At 38.9% G+C, this 17,631-nt stretch carries 15 protein-coding genes; 10 read left to right on the top strand and 5 right to left on the bottom strand.

What is annotated here, in order from left to right; all coding sequences use genetic code 11:
* The first annotated feature begins 9 nt into the window (after positions 1-9).
* Genes hisD through hisB form a run of 3 tightly spaced genes read left to right on the top strand, consistent with a single transcriptional unit; the run spans position 10 to position 3,469 of the window.
* Positions 10-1,305 carry a histidinol dehydrogenase gene (gene hisD, locus IE080_RS01835; RefSeq protein ID WP_189578737.1) on the top strand — a complete coding sequence of 432 codons (1,296 nt, stop codon included), beginning with the start codon at positions 10-12 and terminating at the stop codon, positions 1,303-1,305.
* A complete protein-coding gene (gene hisC, locus IE080_RS01830) occupies positions 1,302-2,378 on the top strand; it encodes a histidinol-phosphate transaminase (protein WP_189578736.1) in 1,077 nt (358 codons plus the stop codon). Before hisD ends, hisC begins: the two co-directional genes overlap by 4 nt.
* On the top strand, positions 2,375-3,469 hold the full coding sequence (gene hisB, locus IE080_RS01825; RefSeq protein ID WP_189578735.1) for a bifunctional histidinol-phosphatase/imidazoleglycerol-phosphate dehydratase HisB: 1,095 nt from the start codon (positions 2,375-2,377) through the stop codon (positions 3,467-3,469). Before hisC ends, hisB begins: the two co-directional genes overlap by 4 nt.
* Before the next feature lie 259 nt (positions 3,470-3,728).
* Here hisB and IE080_RS01820 read toward each other — a convergent pair whose 3' ends face one another.
* Entirely contained in the window at positions 3,729-4,442 is a 714-nt protein-coding gene (locus IE080_RS01820; RefSeq protein ID WP_189578734.1) for an SDR family oxidoreductase, read from the bottom strand.
* A 239-nt stretch (positions 4,443-4,681) separates the two neighbouring features.
* Between IE080_RS01820 and IE080_RS01815 the strand changes: the two genes are divergently transcribed.
* On the top strand, positions 4,682-7,345 hold the full coding sequence (locus tag IE080_RS01815) for a CHAT domain-containing protein (protein ID WP_229800450.1): 2,664 nt from the start codon (positions 4,682-4,684) through the stop codon (positions 7,343-7,345).
* Here IE080_RS01815 and IE080_RS01810 read toward each other — a convergent pair.
* Both IE080_RS01810 and IE080_RS01805 read right to left on the bottom strand, forming a co-directional pair.
* Positions 7,330-8,052, bottom strand: coding sequence for a hypothetical protein (locus tag IE080_RS01810; protein ID WP_189578732.1), 723 nt, complete (start codon positions 8,050-8,052; stop codon positions 7,330-7,332). The genes IE080_RS01815 and IE080_RS01810 overlap by 16 nt on opposite strands.
* On the bottom strand, positions 8,039-8,578 hold the full coding sequence (locus IE080_RS01805; protein WP_189578731.1) for an RNA polymerase sigma factor: 540 nt from the start codon (positions 8,576-8,578) through the stop codon (positions 8,039-8,041). The genes IE080_RS01810 and IE080_RS01805 overlap by 14 nt, the downstream gene beginning before the upstream one ends.
* 165 nt (positions 8,579-8,743) lie before the next feature.
* On the opposite strand from IE080_RS01805, the gene IE080_RS01800 reads away from it, so the two are divergent.
* The 6 genes from IE080_RS01800 to IE080_RS01775 all read left to right on the top strand — a co-directional run bounded on the left by IE080_RS01800 (position 8,744) and on the right by IE080_RS01775 (position 14,341).
* Positions 8,744-10,057 carry an OmpA family protein gene (locus IE080_RS01800; protein ID WP_189578730.1) on the top strand — a complete coding sequence of 438 codons (1,314 nt, stop codon included), beginning with the start codon at positions 8,744-8,746 and terminating at the stop codon, positions 10,055-10,057.
* Positions 10,058-10,063: 6 nt separating this feature from the next.
* Positions 10,064-11,314, top strand: coding sequence for a hypothetical protein (locus IE080_RS01795; protein WP_189578729.1), 1,251 nt, complete (start codon positions 10,064-10,066; stop codon positions 11,312-11,314).
* The gene (locus tag IE080_RS01790) at positions 11,311-12,018 is read left to right on the top strand and encodes a hypothetical protein (RefSeq protein ID WP_189578728.1); all 708 of its coding nucleotides are present in this window, start codon (positions 11,311-11,313) and stop codon (positions 12,016-12,018) included. Before IE080_RS01795 ends, IE080_RS01790 begins: the two co-directional genes overlap by 4 nt.
* A gap of 2 nt (positions 12,019-12,020) precedes the next feature.
* Positions 12,021-12,416 carry a hypothetical protein gene (locus IE080_RS01785; RefSeq protein WP_189578727.1) on the top strand — a complete coding sequence of 132 codons (396 nt, stop codon included), beginning with the start codon at positions 12,021-12,023 and terminating at the stop codon, positions 12,414-12,416.
* 113 nt (positions 12,417-12,529) lie between these two features.
* Positions 12,530-13,801 (top strand): hypothetical protein, encoded by a 1,272-nt coding sequence (locus IE080_RS01780; protein ID WP_189578726.1) that lies wholly within the window; start codon positions 12,530-12,532, stop codon positions 13,799-13,801.
* A gap of 204 nt (positions 13,802-14,005) precedes the next feature.
* A complete protein-coding gene (locus tag IE080_RS01775; RefSeq protein WP_189578725.1) occupies positions 14,006-14,341 on the top strand; it encodes a DUF4870 domain-containing protein in 336 nt (111 codons plus the stop codon).
* Positions 14,342-14,344: 3 nt separating this feature from the next.
* Here the strand turns inward: IE080_RS01775 and IE080_RS01770 are convergent, their stop codons facing one another.
* On the bottom strand, positions 14,345-14,968 hold the full coding sequence (locus IE080_RS01770; RefSeq protein ID WP_189578724.1) for a general transcription factor IIH subunit TFB4 family protein: 624 nt from the start codon (positions 14,966-14,968) through the stop codon (positions 14,345-14,347).
* Between the two features lie 102 nt (positions 14,969-15,070).
* Positions 15,071-17,596 (bottom strand): replication restart helicase PriA, encoded by a 2,526-nt coding sequence (gene priA, locus IE080_RS01765; RefSeq protein WP_189578723.1) that lies wholly within the window; start codon positions 17,594-17,596, stop codon positions 15,071-15,073.
* Positions 17,597-17,631: the final 35 nt, after the last annotated feature.

Raw genomic sequence — 17,631 nt, 5'->3', positions numbered from 1 at the left:
AAACGCATTATGAAAATAGTCATCAACCCTAAAGTCAGTGAATGGGAATCCATTTTGGAAAGACCTGTTCAAAAGACAAAAGACATTGAGAAAATTGTCAAGCCTATCCTGAGAAAAGTCAAGCGTTCCGGTGATAAGGCGTTGAAGAAATTTGCTTTGGAATATGACCATGTACAAATCAAGAATTTGCTGGTCACTAGAGAAGAAATCGTAGCTGCAAAGGCTATGGTAGATCCCGCTTTGAAAGAAGCTATTCTCATTGCCAAAGAAAATATAGAAAAATTCCATGCAGCCCAGCAAACTCCCAACCTTGTAATGGAGGTAATGGAAGGAGTCACATGCATGCGTAAATCAGTGGCCATTCAAAAGGTTGGATTATACATACCGGGTGGTACAGCACCCTTATTTTCTACCGTCTTGATGTTGGGAATTCCAGCCAATATTGCAGGCTGCGAAGAGGTGGTGTTATGTACCCCTCCTAACAAAGAAGGAAATATCCATCCAGCCATTTTATACACTGCTGACTTGATCGGAATCGATAAAATTGTCAAAGCAGGTGGTGCACAAGCGGTTGCGGCCTTGACTTATGGTACAGAGTCAGTACCGAAGGTAGATAAAATCTTCGGACCTGGAAATCAGTATGTCACAGCGGCCAAGCAACTAGCGGTAAAAAAGGGGGTAGCAATCGATATGCCTGCTGGACCATCAGAGGTTTTAGTGTACGCAGATCAAACAGCAGTACCTGCATTTGTAGCCTCAGACCTGCTATCCCAAGCCGAACATGGTGTAGATTCACAGGTGGTACTTGTTGCTAGCTCTGAAAAAATCGCCCACAAGGTATTGAAAGAAGTAGAAAACCAATTGGAAAAACTTCCAAGAAAAGATATCGCTAAAAAGGCTTTAGATAATTCTGTAGCTGTGATTATGCCAGTAGAAAAAACTGCTGTTGAATTAATCAACTTCTATGCTCCTGAACACTTAATTATCTGCGTAGAAAATGAAGATCAGGTAGTGAATAGCATTGTAAATGCAGGTTCAATCTTTATTGGAAATTATACCCCTGAATCCGCAGGGGATTATGCCTCAGGCACCAATCATACCTTGCCTACCTATGGCTATGCGCGTAACTACTCCGGTGTTTCCTTGGATTCCTTTATTAAGAAAATTACTTATCAAAAAATCACAGCACAAGGTATTCAAAACTTAGGTCCGACAGTGGAGTTAATGGCGGCCAATGAACAATTGGAAGCACACAAAAACGCAGTGACCATTCGATTGGAATACTTGGAAAAGAAAAAGTCATGAGCTTCGACCTACAAAAACTCTTGAGACCCCACATCTTGGGGATCAAGCCTTATTCTTCGGCTCGGGATGAATATTCTGGAAAAGATGGTATTTTCTTAGATGCCAATGAAAATCCCTACAGTGCACTGACTGGCGAAGCCTTCAACCGCTATCCTGATCCTTACCAACAAGATATCAAGGCCACATTAGCACCAATCAAAGGCGTCAGACCTGGTCAGATTTTCTTGGGAAATGGCTCCGATGAAGCGATTGACTTATTGATGCGGGCATTTTGCAGACCAGGTATTGACAATATCCTGATCTTACCGCCAACTTATGGCATGTATGAAGTCAGTGCAGCAGTGAATGATATTGCTATTATTAGAGTGCCATTACTAGCCGATTTTCAATTACAACCTGAAAAAATTCTGGCGGCAGCAGATGCCAATTCTAAAATTCTCTTCATCTGTAGCCCCAATAATCCTTCGGGCAATAAAGTGAATCGATCGGATATCGAGTTTTTGCTTAAAAACTTCCCGGGTTTAGTGGTCGTGGATGAGGCATATATTGACTTCTCGGATGAACCGAGCTTCACTACAGATCTGGACTCCTACCCCAACTTATTGGTCATGCAGACCTTTTCCAAGGCTTGGGGTTTAGCAAATCTCCGCATTGGAATGGCATTTGCCTCAGAAGACATCATTCGAATCTTAAACTTGATTAAGCCTCCCTATAATATCTCAGGACTGACGCAGCAAAAAGTTCTCGATTCCCTCGCTAAAGCTGATGAACTCCCACGTTTGATCCAAATGATTTTGGAGAACAGGGCTTTGTTAGTGCAGGAATTAAATCAGCTGGATAGTGTGCAACATATCTATCCAAGTCATGCCAATTTCGTCTTGGTGAAAATCAAGGAAGCCAAAGCTTGGTACGAAGCCTTGATCCAACAGCAAATCATTGTCAGAGACCGTTCCAAAGTTTTGCTTTGTGATGATTGCCTGCGAATTACTGTAGGAACAGCAGAAGAAAATCAAGCTTTACTCGATTGCATGAAAACTATTGAGCAGTCCCAAAAAATCTCCTTAAACCTATGAAAAAAGTCCTTTTTATCGATCGGGATGGTACCATCATCGTAGAACCACCGATTGATTTTCAAATAGATAGTTTAGAAAAACTAGAATTTATCCCCAAAGCTATTTCCAATCTTCGGAAGATTGCGGAAGAAACAGACTTCGAATTGGTCATGGTCAGCAATCAAGATGGTTTGGGAACAGCCTCTTTCCCAGAAGAAACCTTTTGGCCGGCGCACAACAAGATGTTGCGAACCTTAGAAAATGAAGGCGTAACTTTCACGAAAATTCACATCGATCCTCACTTCGAGTCTGATAATCACCCCAACCGCAAGCCTGGAATTGGCATGCTAAAGGAATACCTTACCGGTGATTACGACTTAGCAAATTCCTACGTCATTGGAGACCGAAAGACAGATGTACAATTAGCTAAAAATCTTGGTTGTCAGGCCATCTTTATCGGCGAGCCCAACGCAGAAGCCAGTTTAAGCACTCAAGATTGGGATGAGATTTATCAATTTCTTCGTTTGCCTGCCCGAAAAGCAAGTGTATCCAGAAAAACTTCAGAGACTGATATTCATATTGAAGTCAATTTGGATGGAACAGGAGTATGCCACATTGAAACAGGCCTTCCTTTCTTTGACCATATGTTAGAGCAATTAGGGAAGCATGGAGGTACAGACCTTACAATTAAAGTTAACGGGGACCTTCACATAGACGAGCACCACACCATTGAAGATACAGCTTTAGCGTTGGGTGAAGCTTATTTGAAAGCATTGGGCGATAAAAAAGGAATCTACCGCTACGGCTTTTTATTGCCAATGGACGATGTATTGGCGCAAGTGGCCATTGACTTTGGTGGAAGGCCTTGGATGGTATGGGATGCAACCTTCAAGCGTGAAAAAATCGGAGATATGCCAACCGAAATGTTCTTCCATTTCTTCAAAAGCTTCTCCGACACTGCCAAGTGCAACCTCAACATCAAAGCCGAAGGAGACAACGAACACCACAAAATCGAAGCCATCTTCAAAGGCCTCGCCCGAGCCATCAAAATGGCCGTTAAGCGTGATTTAGCGGCATTAAATCAGTTGCCGAGTACAAAGGGGGTATTGTAGTTCTAGTTCTCGCAAAGCCGCAAAAAAAAGAGGAGTTTGCACGATGAATATCATTTTGCAAGCTCCTTTTTAATTTATTAATAGTTCTATGAAATTGAGATTTATCACTAAACTCTCTTTCTTGCTAGTAATCTTCAACAAATCGAAACTGCAGACTAGCGGATTTGCGTGAAACCTAATTGCAAGCTTGCAACTCTGGACGAAACCAACTGCGCCTTTGCGACTTCGCGTGAAACCCAACTGCGCCTTTGCGAGAAACTCACCCAGGCATGCTTGGACGCACCTCGATTTTGCTTGGAAGCGTACGTGGGTGCATTTGCATCAAATCTACCACCATCTGTCCGATATCTTCAATCTGTATTTTCCAAGCATCAGCATCATTTGGCACATGGTTATTAAAGTAAGTTGCCACCGAACCAGGCATGATGGTTGTGCAGCGGATTCCTTCATTTCTCAAATCCAACATAGCTGCTTGTGTAAATCCTGTTAAGCCAAATTTACTGGCATTGTAAGCAGAACCCTTCGCAAAGAAATTAGTACCGGCTAAACTGGAGATGCTGATAAAGTAGCCTTTAGAAGCTTTCAAGCCTTCCAAAGAAGCCTTCAAGCTATAGAAAACACCCGTTAAGTTGGTATCAATGGTCTCGTGCCACTGTTCCAAAGTCATCTCCTGAATGGAAGCAAAATGCCCCAAACCAGCATTAGCCACCAGCAGGTCCAGTCTTCCCCACTTTTCCATCATCAAAGCAACGGCTTTTTCCTGAGATTCGTAATTGCGAACATCAGCAGCGATGCCGATAGCTTCTCCTTTTCCAAGTTTATTGAGTTCGGCGGCTGCAGAATCTGCCGCTTCCTGAGTTCGGCCCGTGATGGCTACTTTCATTCCCTCCTGCATTAATGCAGCCGCGATTCCATAGCCTATTCCTTTGGTACCTCCGGTGATAAATGCGGTTTTATTTTCAAGTGATTGCATAATTTTATTAATAGCTTTATGGGAATATAACCTCTGCAATCCGTTTGAGGTTCATCCGTTCTTAGAATTATTGAAATAACATCGTTTGATTCATAATAAATTTCTAAAAACCACTTTTTTGATTAAATTTAAGATCTTCTTATTTTCATTGTTTTATGAAATTATTTGTGGCTTTTTTTCTGCTTTTACCTTTAAGTAGCTTTTCAGTAAGATCTCATGAATTCTTACAGAACGATAATTTGATAGAGAAAATCACCTATGAAGAACTCATGCAAAAGGGTGAATATAAACAGGCACTTGAGCTAGCAATTTCATATTTAAATTCCCTTGACCCAGCTAAAGATTTATCAAATGAACGAGCTGCCGTGTTAAAAGATCTAGGCCTTATTCACATAGAATTGGAAAATTACGTCAAAGCAGTCGATTACCTTAGGCAGGCAGTGAAAATCCTCCAAGATTACCCAGCTGCAGATTTAAGTTTATTAGCTCTTGCTCACAATGACCTTGCTTATTCAGTGGAAATGATTGGAAATTCTATTGAGGGAATGTATCATTATGAGAGGGCTTTTGAACTTTGGTACAACAATTATTTCGATGACATCGATAATTTGACCACCAGTTTCAGTAATATCAGGCACACTTTCATTCAATATGGTGATTTAAAAAAAGCTTCCATTTATATGGAAAAGTTTACAACCTATGCAGGGTACGTGGAAAGTGTACTAAAAAATGACCGTGCACAATTGGTTAAATTTAAGATTAAGTACCTTCATTCTAAAATTTCATATGAAGCAACGCTTTTAAGCACCAATGAAGCACTCTTAAGTTGGCATGAACTCGTTGCATATTTTCCAGAAACAAAAAAATACAATCTTAAAGGTTTAGATGGTTATTTCTTAGCCTCCCTAGAAGCATTGGGGTATATGTTCAAAACCACGGGCAATTACGAACAATCGATTTTTTTCTATAAACAGATGAGCCAATTCAATCCATCATCATTCTTCGTCATGAAAATGAATGCAAATATTTCCATTGCTCTGCATAATGACAAGAAATATAAACAAGCACTGGAATACTGTTTAAAAGCATTGGAGTATTTTGAAAATAATAAATTTGGCACAAGTGAATTAACGTTGAATATTATTCAATCTGAATTGCTTTTTTGGTTGGGAGATTATGATAAAAGTAAACAGCTACTTGTCAATGTATTTAGTGAATGGACTGCTAAACCATTACAGTTAAAAGATTTACAGCGATTGGATTTGTCAGATCTTGGAGGCAAAAATAATCCATTTCATATCGATATTTTAATTAAAGCTGGATACATCTTTTTTGAACTAAGTCTAATTCCAGGAAATGAAACATTGAGAGAAATTTCATTTAATTTATATTGCTTGGCGGCACGATCATTTGAAAATTATTACTTAAAAGAAGCCTATAATCCTGCATTGGCCTATACGCAAAATTCAATTTCAGAAGGATTGTTTAGGCTGATGGCTCAGGATAAATCATTTGAAGAGAGCTATTTGAAATCAGTTGTGCAGCAACTAGAAATTATTGACTCTCAGCATTATTTAAAGGAGTTTTTGAGTAAAAATGCTGAAAATTTATCTGGTGATTTAGAATTTTTGAAGCAAAAAAACGACCTCAGTATTGCGATCAATTACCTGTCTCAAGTAGATGATTCGGAGGAAAACCTAGAATTGGTTTTTCGAAAAAATCAATTACAACAAGTGAATAACAAAATCACATCAATTAGAAACCAAAATCTTCAATTCATAAATTCTGGTGTTGATTTATCTGAAATACAGGGTTTATTAAAGAGTAGTGATCAGATGATCAAGTATTATGTTACTAAATCGGATGTTTTTGGACTTAAAGTTAGTAAAGACGCTTTGAGCATTAAAAATCTAGGTAAGACTTCTTTGATTATCGAAGAATTGAACACTCATAAAGCTTGCCTTGGAAATCCAAAATGTAATCCACAAGCTACAGCAAAAAGGCTACATGATTGGTTGATTGCTCCTCTTGATTTAAGAGCCAAAGAAAACCTGATTTTTATCCCAAATGGGGAGTTACATTTTATACCAATGGAGACCTTGATGGATGCTAATTCAGAGTTGTTAGTGAAGAAGCATGCGATCAGCTATGCACACTCTCTCAAGCATGTAAGTGTTCAGAAATCATTAAAGGCTCCTAAGAAATCAAAGTTTCTTGTTGCTTATGCACCAAATTACCTAACTAATAAATTTTCTGGAATTAAGAACAATCAAAAAGAAGCATTGGAAATAGCAAGCCAAATGAAAGGAGATTTTCTAATTGGGCCAGAAGCTGACAAAGCAAGTTTTTTAGCCAATCTTACTAATTATCAGGTACAGCATTTAGCACTACATGCCGAACAGGATCCATTTACATTTGAAAATTCCTCTTTGATTTTTTCCAATGAAGAGCGGTTGTACTTTCATGAACTCTACAAACTCAATTTTCCAGCAGACCTTGTGGTCTTAAGTGCTTGTAATTCTGGGATAGGTAGCCTAGAGCCAGGAGAGGGGATCATGGGTCTAGGCAAAGCACTAAGTTTCGCCGGAGCTTTTGCTACGGTTTATAGTTTATGGGCTGTTCCTGACAAAGAGACTGAGCTGTTGATGAGTTTTTTTTATCAGTTTCTCAAAGAAGGTAAGTTTAAAGATGAAGCGCTTAGATTAGCAAAACTTACATTCATCGAGAAATTCCCCTTGAAGTCACATCCGTATTTTTGGGCTGGATTTGTGCTTAATGGGAGCTCGGAACCTATCCAAAAGCAGGATAGGTTTCCCTTAATTTTACTGAGCAGTTTCCTTCTTCTACTAGCGGTGTACTATTATATAGTAAAGAAACGAAAGAAAAATCAGCGTAGCTTTTGAATTATCTCTTCGGCCTTGGATGATAGAGGATGGTCAATTTGTGCTAGTTCTTTTAGATGCTTTACAGCTTCATCCGTATTGTTTTGCTTGATTTGAATTAATGAGATATACCACATCACAGGGACTTGATAAGATTCCTGACAGCTGTTTTGGATAGTTACTAATAAATCGTAAGACTCTTCGAATTCACCTATTTCGAGGGCTGACATGGCCGCATAAAAGGCGCTGACTTCATCACCATGAAGCTGGTAATGGTCATAAAATAGAAGCTTCGCAAGTTCAAACTCTTCATTATCATAAGCTAAAAAAGCCTCAGATAAACCATTGAAATCAGCATCTCCCCTGACAGTAGGTGCTTCAATGTTCGGAAAGGTTTCATAATAAGCCAAAAAAAGTGCTTCTCGATCAGATTTTTTGTTGAAAATAAAAAAGATTATGGAGAGTGAAATCAATATTCCAGCTACCGATGCTGCAAGCTTCCATTGGTTTTTTTCTTTTGCGTGATTTTCAAAAGCTTTTTCCTGTAAAATTGCTTTAAGCCTTTTTCTTTCCTGAAGTGTAGCAGCAATGAGTAGATTTTTTCTAAAGTTTAATTCCTCTTGAAGCTCGGGATTACTCTTGAGCTCGTTTTCAAAAGCTTCTCTATCCTGTTCAAGAAGCTTGTTTCCTATGTATAGATCAAGTAGATCTGATTTATCCTTTTCCATGGCTTTGAAACATTTTTTTTAGATGCTGTAGACATCTTGATTTTTGGCTTTTAAGGGTTTCCTTATTGGGGTAATTTAAGATTTGAGTAATGTCATCAGCTGATTTTTGCTGGTAATAGCTGAGATTGATGATTTCTCGACAGCGATCTCCTAAGCTGGATAAGTATTTTTCTAGTAGTTTGACTTGTTCGAGTTCTGCATGTTCTTCGTGATCATCCCATTCCAAAGACTCGGGCAATTCAGCAAGAAGATAAGGCCCCGAATTAATCTTTCTCAACCGTTGGAAAATCATATACTTCCCAATGGCAAAGACATAGGTCTTAAGACTACTAGATAAGTTGTCCAGTTTACCTTTCATAGCATTCTCAACCAAGGCCAATATGACATCTTGGTAGGTATCTTCTATAATGCCATAGTCTAAATTATAGCGCTTAGCAAAGTCAAAGAAGGGCTTTCTATAAGCCTCATACACTTTGCCTATTGCTCTTTGATCCCCTGACTTTAACTGTTTGACTAATTCTTCCACATCTAACCTATTGATGTTATATATAGTAGCAGGTAAACCTTCCCTAGGAAAATTTATTAAAAGTTAAGCTAAAAATATTTTCAAAAAAATTTTTAAAGCAGAGGTTTACCTAGACAAAGTTTGGATACTAACTATAAATTCCAAACAAAATAAACTTTGAATGTTATGAAAAAAACTTTTCTATGGATGCTCTTAGTGGTTTTTTCTTGTGAAGTGTTTGCGCAGGAAAATGTAGGTAAAAGGGTAATCCAACGATCCAAAGATCAAACTACCAATCGTGTAGAGAATCGATCTGAACAAGGAGTGGATGGAGCGCTCAACAAAATCGAAGAAGGTATCGGTAGCTTATTCCGAAAAAGAGATAAAAAGGGGAATGCAGGTTCATCACAAGAAGATAACACTTGGAATGAACCAAATAATCAGAATAACCAATCAAATGAAAGGGGAAGCACTACTAACTCGGGGAATTCCGCACGAAAAAGCGTCAATTCCAAATTTGACTTTGTCTCTGGAGAAAAGGTGATTGCTTACGATAATTTTGAGCGGGTGAGCCTGGGAGACTTTCCTGTAGATTGGAATACAAATGCTACTGGTGAAGTCGTCCTATTTGATGAAGACGATACCAAGTGGTTATACCTTCCCAATTCAGGCCATTTTATTCCAGACTTTGTAAATAGGGTTCCTCAAAACTTCACGCTAGAATTCAATATCACGGTAAGTGAGGATTTTTCTAATAACATGGGTGGATTTAAATCTATTTTCGTTGAAGAAATGTCCGATAGAATGGCATATGATCTTCATTTTGGAGGATACCCTCAAGTCATTGTAGATGCTCACCCTTTAGCTAATGAGATAATGTATTCATTTTACTCAAAATCATCTACGGGTACAGAAATACAAAATCGAGGTCAAAGAGATGGTGATTTTTTGGCAATCTATAGAATATCTATGTGGAGGCAAGGTACTAGATTGAGAGTTTATGTGGACGACAATAAAGTTTTTGATATCCCAAGAGCATTTTCGCCAGATCTAAACTACGCCTTACTTTTCATGACCAACTATTGGAGTGGTGATTTATTTGTTTCTGATTTTAAACTAGCCGAAGGCGATCCTGATACACGAAGTAAACTAATTACAGAAGGACGATTTGTCACCAACAGTATCACATTTGATAGTGGTTCGGATGTCTTAAAGACTTCTTCCTATGGTGTACTCAAAGAAATTGCTGAGACTTTACAGCAAAACCCAACGGTAAGGGTTCAGATTTTTGGTCATACGGATAGTGATGGTTCGGAAAAACTTAACCTTGAGCTCTCGAAAAAACGAGCAGAAGCAGTAAAAAAAGCACTGACCCAAGATTTTGGAATAGATGCTTCCCGAATGGAAACGGATGGTAAAGGCCAATCACAGCCTATAGCTCCCAATACAACCTCAGAAGGTAAAGCCCAGAATAGAAGAGTGGAGTTTGTAAAAATTTAAAAAAATATGAAAAAGACACTTTTAATTGTTCTCCTGCTGATTATCAGCGGGGGAATACAGGACACTTTTGCCCAAATCTGGGCAGGAACTCATAGCTCAACTTATGGAGAACTTCGATTGATCGAAGAGAGTTGGCCCAACGGTCAAGGGATCGTGTACGGTGATTACAGAGATAATGGAACGATTGTAGGCGAAATAGGAAATGGGGGAAGAGAATTAACAGGTGATTTCTTTAATGGAAGCTGGACAGGCAAATTCTTTTTTGATAGACAATTTGTCAACACTGGCTCAAGATCAAGTAATAATTTTTCTTTTCAAGGGTTTTGGGGACAAACTACCAACAATCGGAATAGCACAAATCCTAACGATAAGTGGGATGGGAATCGTATAAACGTCCAAACTACGGGCAGAATTCGAGTAGCAGTCTGGTCGGGTCGTTGGGATACTAATTTTGGACCAATTTTCCTTCATCAGATTGGCAATGAGATTACCGGCATATACGGCAACACCAATAGAATTGAGGGAACATATGACCCAAGGGATAGAAAATTGAAGGGTAAATTCAATCAAGGTGGAAGGGTTGGCTCATTTGAATTTACAATTACTGGCAATGATTTTACAGGTATTTGGGGATGGGGAGCTATGCTTAATGAAGGCGCATGGACGGGGACAAAAACTACAAAATCTAATGCTCCAATGCCAGCTTTGACCATAAGTAACCCAAATCTTATCGGAAGGTATAGGGTAAGAGTGGAGTCACTTTCCATAGCCATCATGACTGGAGTATTTTTTCCTAATCGAGACATTGCGGGTGAATTTAATGTAAGAATGATGGGAAAAACCAATCCTAGCGCTTCATTTACTGAGATTCGCCCTCGTGATGGCAGAAGTACACGTGTGTGGTCTGCCACATCCAATAATCCATTACGAATCAACCAAGAGTCTCCAGTAAAAACAGCAAACATACGGGGACCAAATAATCAAATCCTTGAGCGATTGTCCTATGCGGGAAGACATGTCATCGATAGAGTCCTTGAGTTTGATGTAAACGCTCAAATGGCCAATAATGACTTGGAAATCCAAGTAAATTCAAAAATCACATCCGTTGGATCAGTATCTGACCAAGTACTCCCTGATGCTTCCCTTAGAATCAAATTATCTGAATTGGAGCCGGGAAGGACATATTATATCATGAACAGTCAACAGAGCTCTAATTTTCAGCAAGCATTTATAACATTTACCATCCAAAAACTATGAAAACCATTTTAACTACAGCTACACTAGCCATTTTGTTGGCGGTAGACACCTGCTCGGGAGATAAAAAATCCAATGAGTCTTTATCAAGTGAAATTGAGTCATCAATTGCAAAAATAGGGATCAAAAATGCTGAGAAATATTCTGGAAAACTTGATGACCTGCTGACCTTAGAAATCGCAGCAAAAGTTACTGGAAATGACCTCAGTACCGCTGAAAAGGATTATTCACAAGTATTTGAGGATCCTAAAACCCATTCTGTTTCTTATGGATGGACCAACGGAAGAAAACTGATTACCGATTTAGGATTTACCACCATTGAAACGGACAAATCGGATATGGTTTCGTTAAGTTGGGTATCTACCATGTCCCCCGAAAATTTCAAAGCGATGTATCGGGAAATTACTGATGAGGATATCCAAAATGCCCAAGCAGCTATGGAACAACGAGTGAATGAAGGAAATCTTGATCCCGAAGCCAAAAAACTTGCCATGGAAATGGCAGCAGGTTTTATGGAAAGAGATAACACCAGAGAATGGATTGACGGAGTAGGAGATATGGCTGTTTGGATCCCTGCGGACAAAAGCCTCAAAGTATTTAATCAAGGACTTACTTTCTCACTTTTTGCAGATATCAGTGATGATAATGCGATAAATAGGGCAGCAGCTATAGACATAAGTAAACTTATCATCAAAGAAAAACTATAATTATGAAAGCCTTTTTCATCAACTTTATTCTACTAGTAGGCTTTAGCATGGCTATAGCCCAAGGTCAAAATCTGGAATTTACAGCAGGTAATACAAAGTCATTTTATCCAAAATTTGTAATCAATAATGGTAAAACTACGCTAACAACCAAGGCCATGATTACCATGACACAAACTTGGAATCAGGTACCTGTAAACTTTGATAATTCTGATGGAAGATCAAGATACAAAATGGTCATCACAGAAGATTCTAAGGATTTGAGAACTACTTATGAGTTTTTTTGGATGCATATGAGATCTGTTAATCGGTATAGTGGAAACCTCAAAGTAAAAATACTGGACAAAAAGAGTGATAGAGTTACGGAGCGAAGTGAATCTTATTCAGGTAAATTGATATGAAATATTGGGTGATCTTTTTTATAGGAAACGTTACATGTTGGTGCCTAATTTTTTCACCTTCTTTTGGTCAACAAAGGAGGGTCATTAGGGCAGAGAAAGTACATGAGGAGTCAATGAAGGAAGATTCAGAGTCAGTTCCTTGTGACGAGGAATTTGCAAATCGCTACTCCAATGATCCGCTATTTACTATGTTTCGAAAGGATTGTGATTCTTTTGCTGTGGTTATATCAATGGGTAGTGAGTCTGGAGGTCAACAAGTGGAAGTTTCTCCTAGTCCAATCAATCCTGTAAAGGACAAACAAGACAAAGAGGAAAAATTTAAGGAGCCCTCCGGATCTGTGAATTTTGATAAAAAAATCAGCTATACCATATACCATGCTACCGACGGTAAATTCAATTCCTATTTCTATCTCAATAGTTTGACGGGTTGGGCAATCAAAGATTCAAAAGCTATGGAAATGCTCAGCAGAGAACGAATGGAAGGCTCTGTTCATCAGCTAATCAATATGGAAGAAAAACTGATGCTTACATACATGAAGATGGATGAAGGAGCTTTTTTTACAAAATTTGACCTTGCATCTATGGGTGGAAATGCTGGTAACGAAAATGTTCCTGACTTTTTTAAGCAGGCTAGGAAAACTGGAGAAACGAGATTTTACAGAAAGTTTGGTTTTACGGTGGATGAGTATGAAGCAGTTGTTGATCGGAAAAAGGTATTTATATACTTAACAGAGGTGCCCAATCATCAAAAAAGCGGAACAAAACCATTGCAACTGATAGGTTTTAGTGGACTTGGCTATATGTATGACGGGCAAGGAAAAGCCTATTTGGTCCTTGCATTGATGAATGATGAAAGCCTTGTCGTTTTAACTGATTTGGAAGATTTTCAATACACATTTAACACTGCAGGATATAAAGGGATGAATACTTATCTAAGTGAGCAGCTGGGTGGTGGTGATTTATACAGCTCAGCGAGTTCTGGAATGGGAAGTAGAATGGAAGCTCAAAATAAAAAGAATTGGGGAGACTTCATGGATTCCAATAATCTTTTGGCCTTGGGAAATGGCTATGACTCTCCGGAGATGACCACAGAAGTTTTTGACCTCTTGATAGCTAGCTTTGATCATCAGATTATGGGCGCTCAGACAGCCTTAAGAGAATTGAAAAATAATTCAGGAACTGAAGCTAGAAAGAGGAGAGCGGAAGCTCAATGTAACTTAAATTGTTATGCAGGGAAAAAATCTGAATTAGAAGAGCTCAAAAACGCGGTACTATCCATTCAGCGTAATCCAAGGCTATCTGAAGAGCAAAAAAGGGACACCTTGGATAAATTCTATGAGATATTTGGAGAAACCCAATCAAAGCCTTGCGACTGCTGGAAATAGAAAAAACTATGATTATTCGCTACTTTGCCACTAATCAAATAAATGAGCATTCATCTTCAAACGGATACTTATAGATATTAGATATTTATTGATATTATCTCGAAATCGGAGGTTAATGCTATTGTTTAGATACTACTGGTATGAAAGCGGAAATACATTTATATAGATGAGAAATTTAACCTAATCAATCAATCAAAAAAAACCATGGAAACAACAACACAATCAGAAATCCCAGGTAAAACAATTGGAATTATTGCATACCTTACATTTATAGGCCTTATCGCAGCCTTTGTGATGAATGCCGAAAAAAATCATGAATTCGCCAAGTTTCACATCCGTCAAATGCTTGGCTTGGTAGTTACCGCTATAGTCACTAGTATAATTGGAATTATCCCGTTCATTGGGTGGTTGATTGCCTTTGTAGCTATATTTCTTGAGCTTTACATGTGGGTCATGGGATTACTGAATGCAGTAAATGGAAGAATGAATCCATTGCCAATTTTGGGAAGAAAGTATGAGGAATGGTTCAAATCATTGTAATAACTAATAAAGCTCTGCGGTTACTTGAACCTTTTTGTAAAGCTTATTTTGGTAAGCTATTCCATCTAGGGGGATTACAGCCGAAAATGAATCATCTGCGTCCGCAACCGCGGTAACTTTATATTCTTTCCCTTTGCTCTTAGCATGCTCAGAAATTCTTTTTATTCCATTTTCCAGTGCTTCATCAAATAATTTTGTTAATAGTTCACCCCTGGATTCCGGGTAGATGTAAATCCCAGCTGTATTTACATAAACCGATAGATTCTCTTTTTCTATTGTTTTAAGGATAACATCAAGTGAAGCTATATCTTTTAAAATCAACAAAAAAGACATTGAATAGGTGAATTCTCTTGAACTCCCCTCTCCTTCAAGATACATATTTTCATATTGTAACTTAGGGTCAAATTGCGACAACACTCCAGACTTAACTAAAGTTACGAATGATGATTTTTCACTTTTCTTACCAGTAAAATTAATTGTGACTGCTACATTTGATTCTTCCAATTCTACCTCTGAAGATCCTATCAAGCTTATAGATTCATGATTTGATGAAGTAACCTCGCATCCTGTAAATGTAAACACGAATGCTATTACGAAAAACATCTTATATTTATTGCTTACTTTCATTTTTTAAAATATTTGTTTGAAAAAAAACAAATATACCAACCAAATACAACATGAACACGGATTTTAAAAAAATATATCACAATTAAAAAAACGACTTAACAGTCAATACGGATCCACATCCACAATAATCCGCACACCTTTGAAATCTTTCTGACTTTGCACCTCATTTAAGATTATTGCTAGTTCATCCTTAAATTTGCCCAATGCCGTTGAAGCCTTGTCTAATTTGACCAAGCTTTCAAAAATATATTGGTTTTTAATCTTTCCAACTAGCCCCTTTTCAGGTCCCAACATGATTTTCTTGACTTGAATATCATTCAATAGGTTGTGCAGGATACGTGCAGCGCGTTCAGCTGCTTTGTAGTCTTTGTGACGGGTACTGATTTTGATCAACTTGACAAAAGGTGGGTAAAAGTACTTTTGGCGCTCAGCCATTTCCTGCAAATAAAATTGACCATAATCCCCCGAAGCAATCCATTGAAAAATGGGTGCATCCGTCCTTCGGCTTTGTACAATAACTTTTCCTATCTGATTTCTTCTGCCAGCCCTACCCGCTACCTGAGTAATTTGCTGAAATGCCCGCTCCCCTGACCGAAAATCAGGAAAATTCAAAATCCTATCAGCATCCATAATACCCACCACGGTAACACGGTCAAAGTCCAAACCTTTGGTAATCATCTGTGTGCCTACCAAAATATCCACATTTCCACCTCCAAACTCTTCCAAGATACGCTGATAGCCATATTTACTTCGGGTAGTATCCAAATCCATTCGGACCACTCGGGCTTCAGGAAATAACAGACCCAAACTTTCTTCAATTCGCTCAGTCCCCAATCCTACCGCAATAATTTTATTACTTCCACAGGCATCACAGGTTGTGGGCACCTTCTCTTTAAAACCACAATAATGGCATTTCAACTCATCTCCAAACTGATGATAAGTCAAATTCACATCGCAATGTTCACACATAGGCGTCCATCCACAATCATCGCAACTGACATAAGGAGCATACCCTCTCCTATTTTGAAAAATCAACACTTGCTCCTGCTTATTCAAGGCTTCTTGGATACTTTCCCGTAGCAGGCGGGTGAAATCCAGCTTGAGCAGGTTTTTCTTTTTATCCACCAACACATCTGCCAGTTGAAACTCGGGCAATTGTGCATCACCATAGCGATGATTCAAGGCCACATAGCCATACTTTTTCATGCGAGCATTGTAATAGCTCTCAAAGGATGGAGTGGCTGAACCTAACAAGACCTTGGCTTGGTGCAGCCATGCAAGCATGATACCTGAATCCCTTGCCTGAAAACGTGGCGCAGGATCGTATTGCTTGTAACTAGCTTCATGCTCCTCATCAATAATCACCAAGCCCAAACTATCGAAAGGAAGAAATATGGAAGAGCGAACTCCAACTACCAAAGGGAATCGTCCACTCAGAACTCCATTCCAAACTTCCACACGTTCGTTATCCGAATACTTGGAGTGAAATACACCCATTTTATTGCCAAAAACTTTGCTCAGACGCCCTACTATATGGGTAGTCAATGCAATCTCAGGCAATAAGAATAGAACCTGTGAACCTCCGTCAAGAGCTTCTTGGATTAATTGTATGTAAATTTCGGTCTTCCCACTTCCTGTAATCCCATGCAGCAAGACGGTATCCTTTTCTTCAAATTGCTCTTTGATAGAATTGATAGCCATAGTTTGCTCTGCTGACAATTCAATGCTTGGCATTTCCTTTCCATCCTCCAACTCTTCCAAGCGACTGACGATTATTTTGAATTCTTCGAATACGCCATTTTTGATAAGTGTTTTCAAAGAAGACATGGATAGATTTGCTTCGGTAAACACCTTTTTCTCCAAGCCCTTGGAGTTCAAGGAAAGATCTTTGTAAACGGGAATTTCCTGCAAATATTTGAGCACTACCTCCTCTTGTTTGGGTTTTGAACTCAAGTCAACAAACAACTGCTCTAAGGCTGCTTTGTCCGTTGCAAATGGCTGAGTCAGGCGAATTCTTGCCTCTACTTTCGGTGTGTACTTTTCTTTAACTTGCTCAAAAACCAAAATCGCCTCTTTAATCACCAAGCTTTTGATGATCTGGTGAATGCTTTTGACACCAAGCAACACTTCACAATCTTCATAGCTCAGCTCCTCTTGGCTTTCCAAGGCTTTCAAAATAATCAATTCCCGATCGTCAAGGGGATATTCACTGAGTTCGGGATCAAAATTAGGGTTGAGCTGAATTTTACTTTCCGAACTTAATTTCAATCCGGAAGGCAAAGCTGCATTCATCACTTCTCCAATGTGACAGCAATAATAGTAGGCCATCCATGACCAAAAGCGGATTTGGAGAGGATTGACTGTGGCATGAGAGTCCAATACATCCAAGATAGGCTTGGCCTCATAGGCAGCGGGTGGCTTTTGGTGCACTTTACCGACGATGCCGGTTAGGATTTTCTTCTTTCCAAACTGCACAATCACACGGTATCCTATTCCAATGGACTCTAATAGTGCATTAGGAATACGGTACGTAAACATCTTAGGAATCGGAACAGGCAGGATGATATCTGCAAAGTTGGCCTCCTGTTGCTCAGTTGCTTGAAAAAGATCTCCAAATAATGTATCCAAGTGTGTGAATTTTCCTCTGTGAATTTTTCTCTAAA

Origin of the sequence: Mongoliitalea lutea, from assembly GCF_014652135.1 — a bacterium.
In the GTDB taxonomy this organism is placed as follows: Bacteria; Bacteroidota; Bacteroidia; order Cytophagales; family Cyclobacteriaceae; genus Mongoliitalea; species Mongoliitalea lutea.
This window is presented reverse-complemented; position numbering and strand designations above follow the sequence as displayed.

Bases quoted from the DNA above. Each gene is read 5' to 3' on its own strand.
- hisD (WP_189578737.1), top strand. From the start codon at position 10: ATGAAAATAGTCATCAACCCTAAAGTCAGTGAATGGGAATCCATTTTG.
- hisC (WP_189578736.1), top strand. From the start codon at position 1,302: ATGAGCTTCGACCTACAAAAACTCTTGAGACCCCACATCTTGGGGATC.
- hisB (WP_189578735.1), top strand. From the start codon at position 2,375: ATGAAAAAAGTCCTTTTTATCGATCGGGATGGTACCATCATCGTAGAA.
- IE080_RS01820 (WP_189578734.1), bottom strand. From the start codon at position 4,442: ATGCAATCACTTGAAAATAAAACCGCATTTATCACCGGAGGTACCAAA.
- IE080_RS01810 (WP_189578732.1), bottom strand. From the start codon at position 8,052: ATGGAAAAGGATAAATCAGATCTACTTGATCTATACATAGGAAACAAG.
- IE080_RS01800 (WP_189578730.1), top strand. From the start codon at position 8,744: ATGAAAAAAACTTTTCTATGGATGCTCTTAGTGGTTTTTTCTTGTGAA.
- IE080_RS01795 (WP_189578729.1), top strand. From the start codon at position 10,064: ATGAAAAAGACACTTTTAATTGTTCTCCTGCTGATTATCAGCGGGGGA.
- IE080_RS01790 (WP_189578728.1), top strand. From the start codon at position 11,311: ATGAAAACCATTTTAACTACAGCTACACTAGCCATTTTGTTGGCGGTA.
- IE080_RS01785 (WP_189578727.1), top strand. From the start codon at position 12,021: ATGAAAGCCTTTTTCATCAACTTTATTCTACTAGTAGGCTTTAGCATG.
- IE080_RS01780 (WP_189578726.1), top strand. From the start codon at position 12,530: ATGAAGGAAGATTCAGAGTCAGTTCCTTGTGACGAGGAATTTGCAAAT.
- IE080_RS01775 (WP_189578725.1), top strand. From the start codon at position 14,006: ATGGAAACAACAACACAATCAGAAATCCCAGGTAAAACAATTGGAATT.
- IE080_RS01770 (WP_189578724.1), bottom strand. From the start codon at position 14,968: ATGAAAGTAAGCAATAAATATAAGATGTTTTTCGTAATAGCATTCGTG.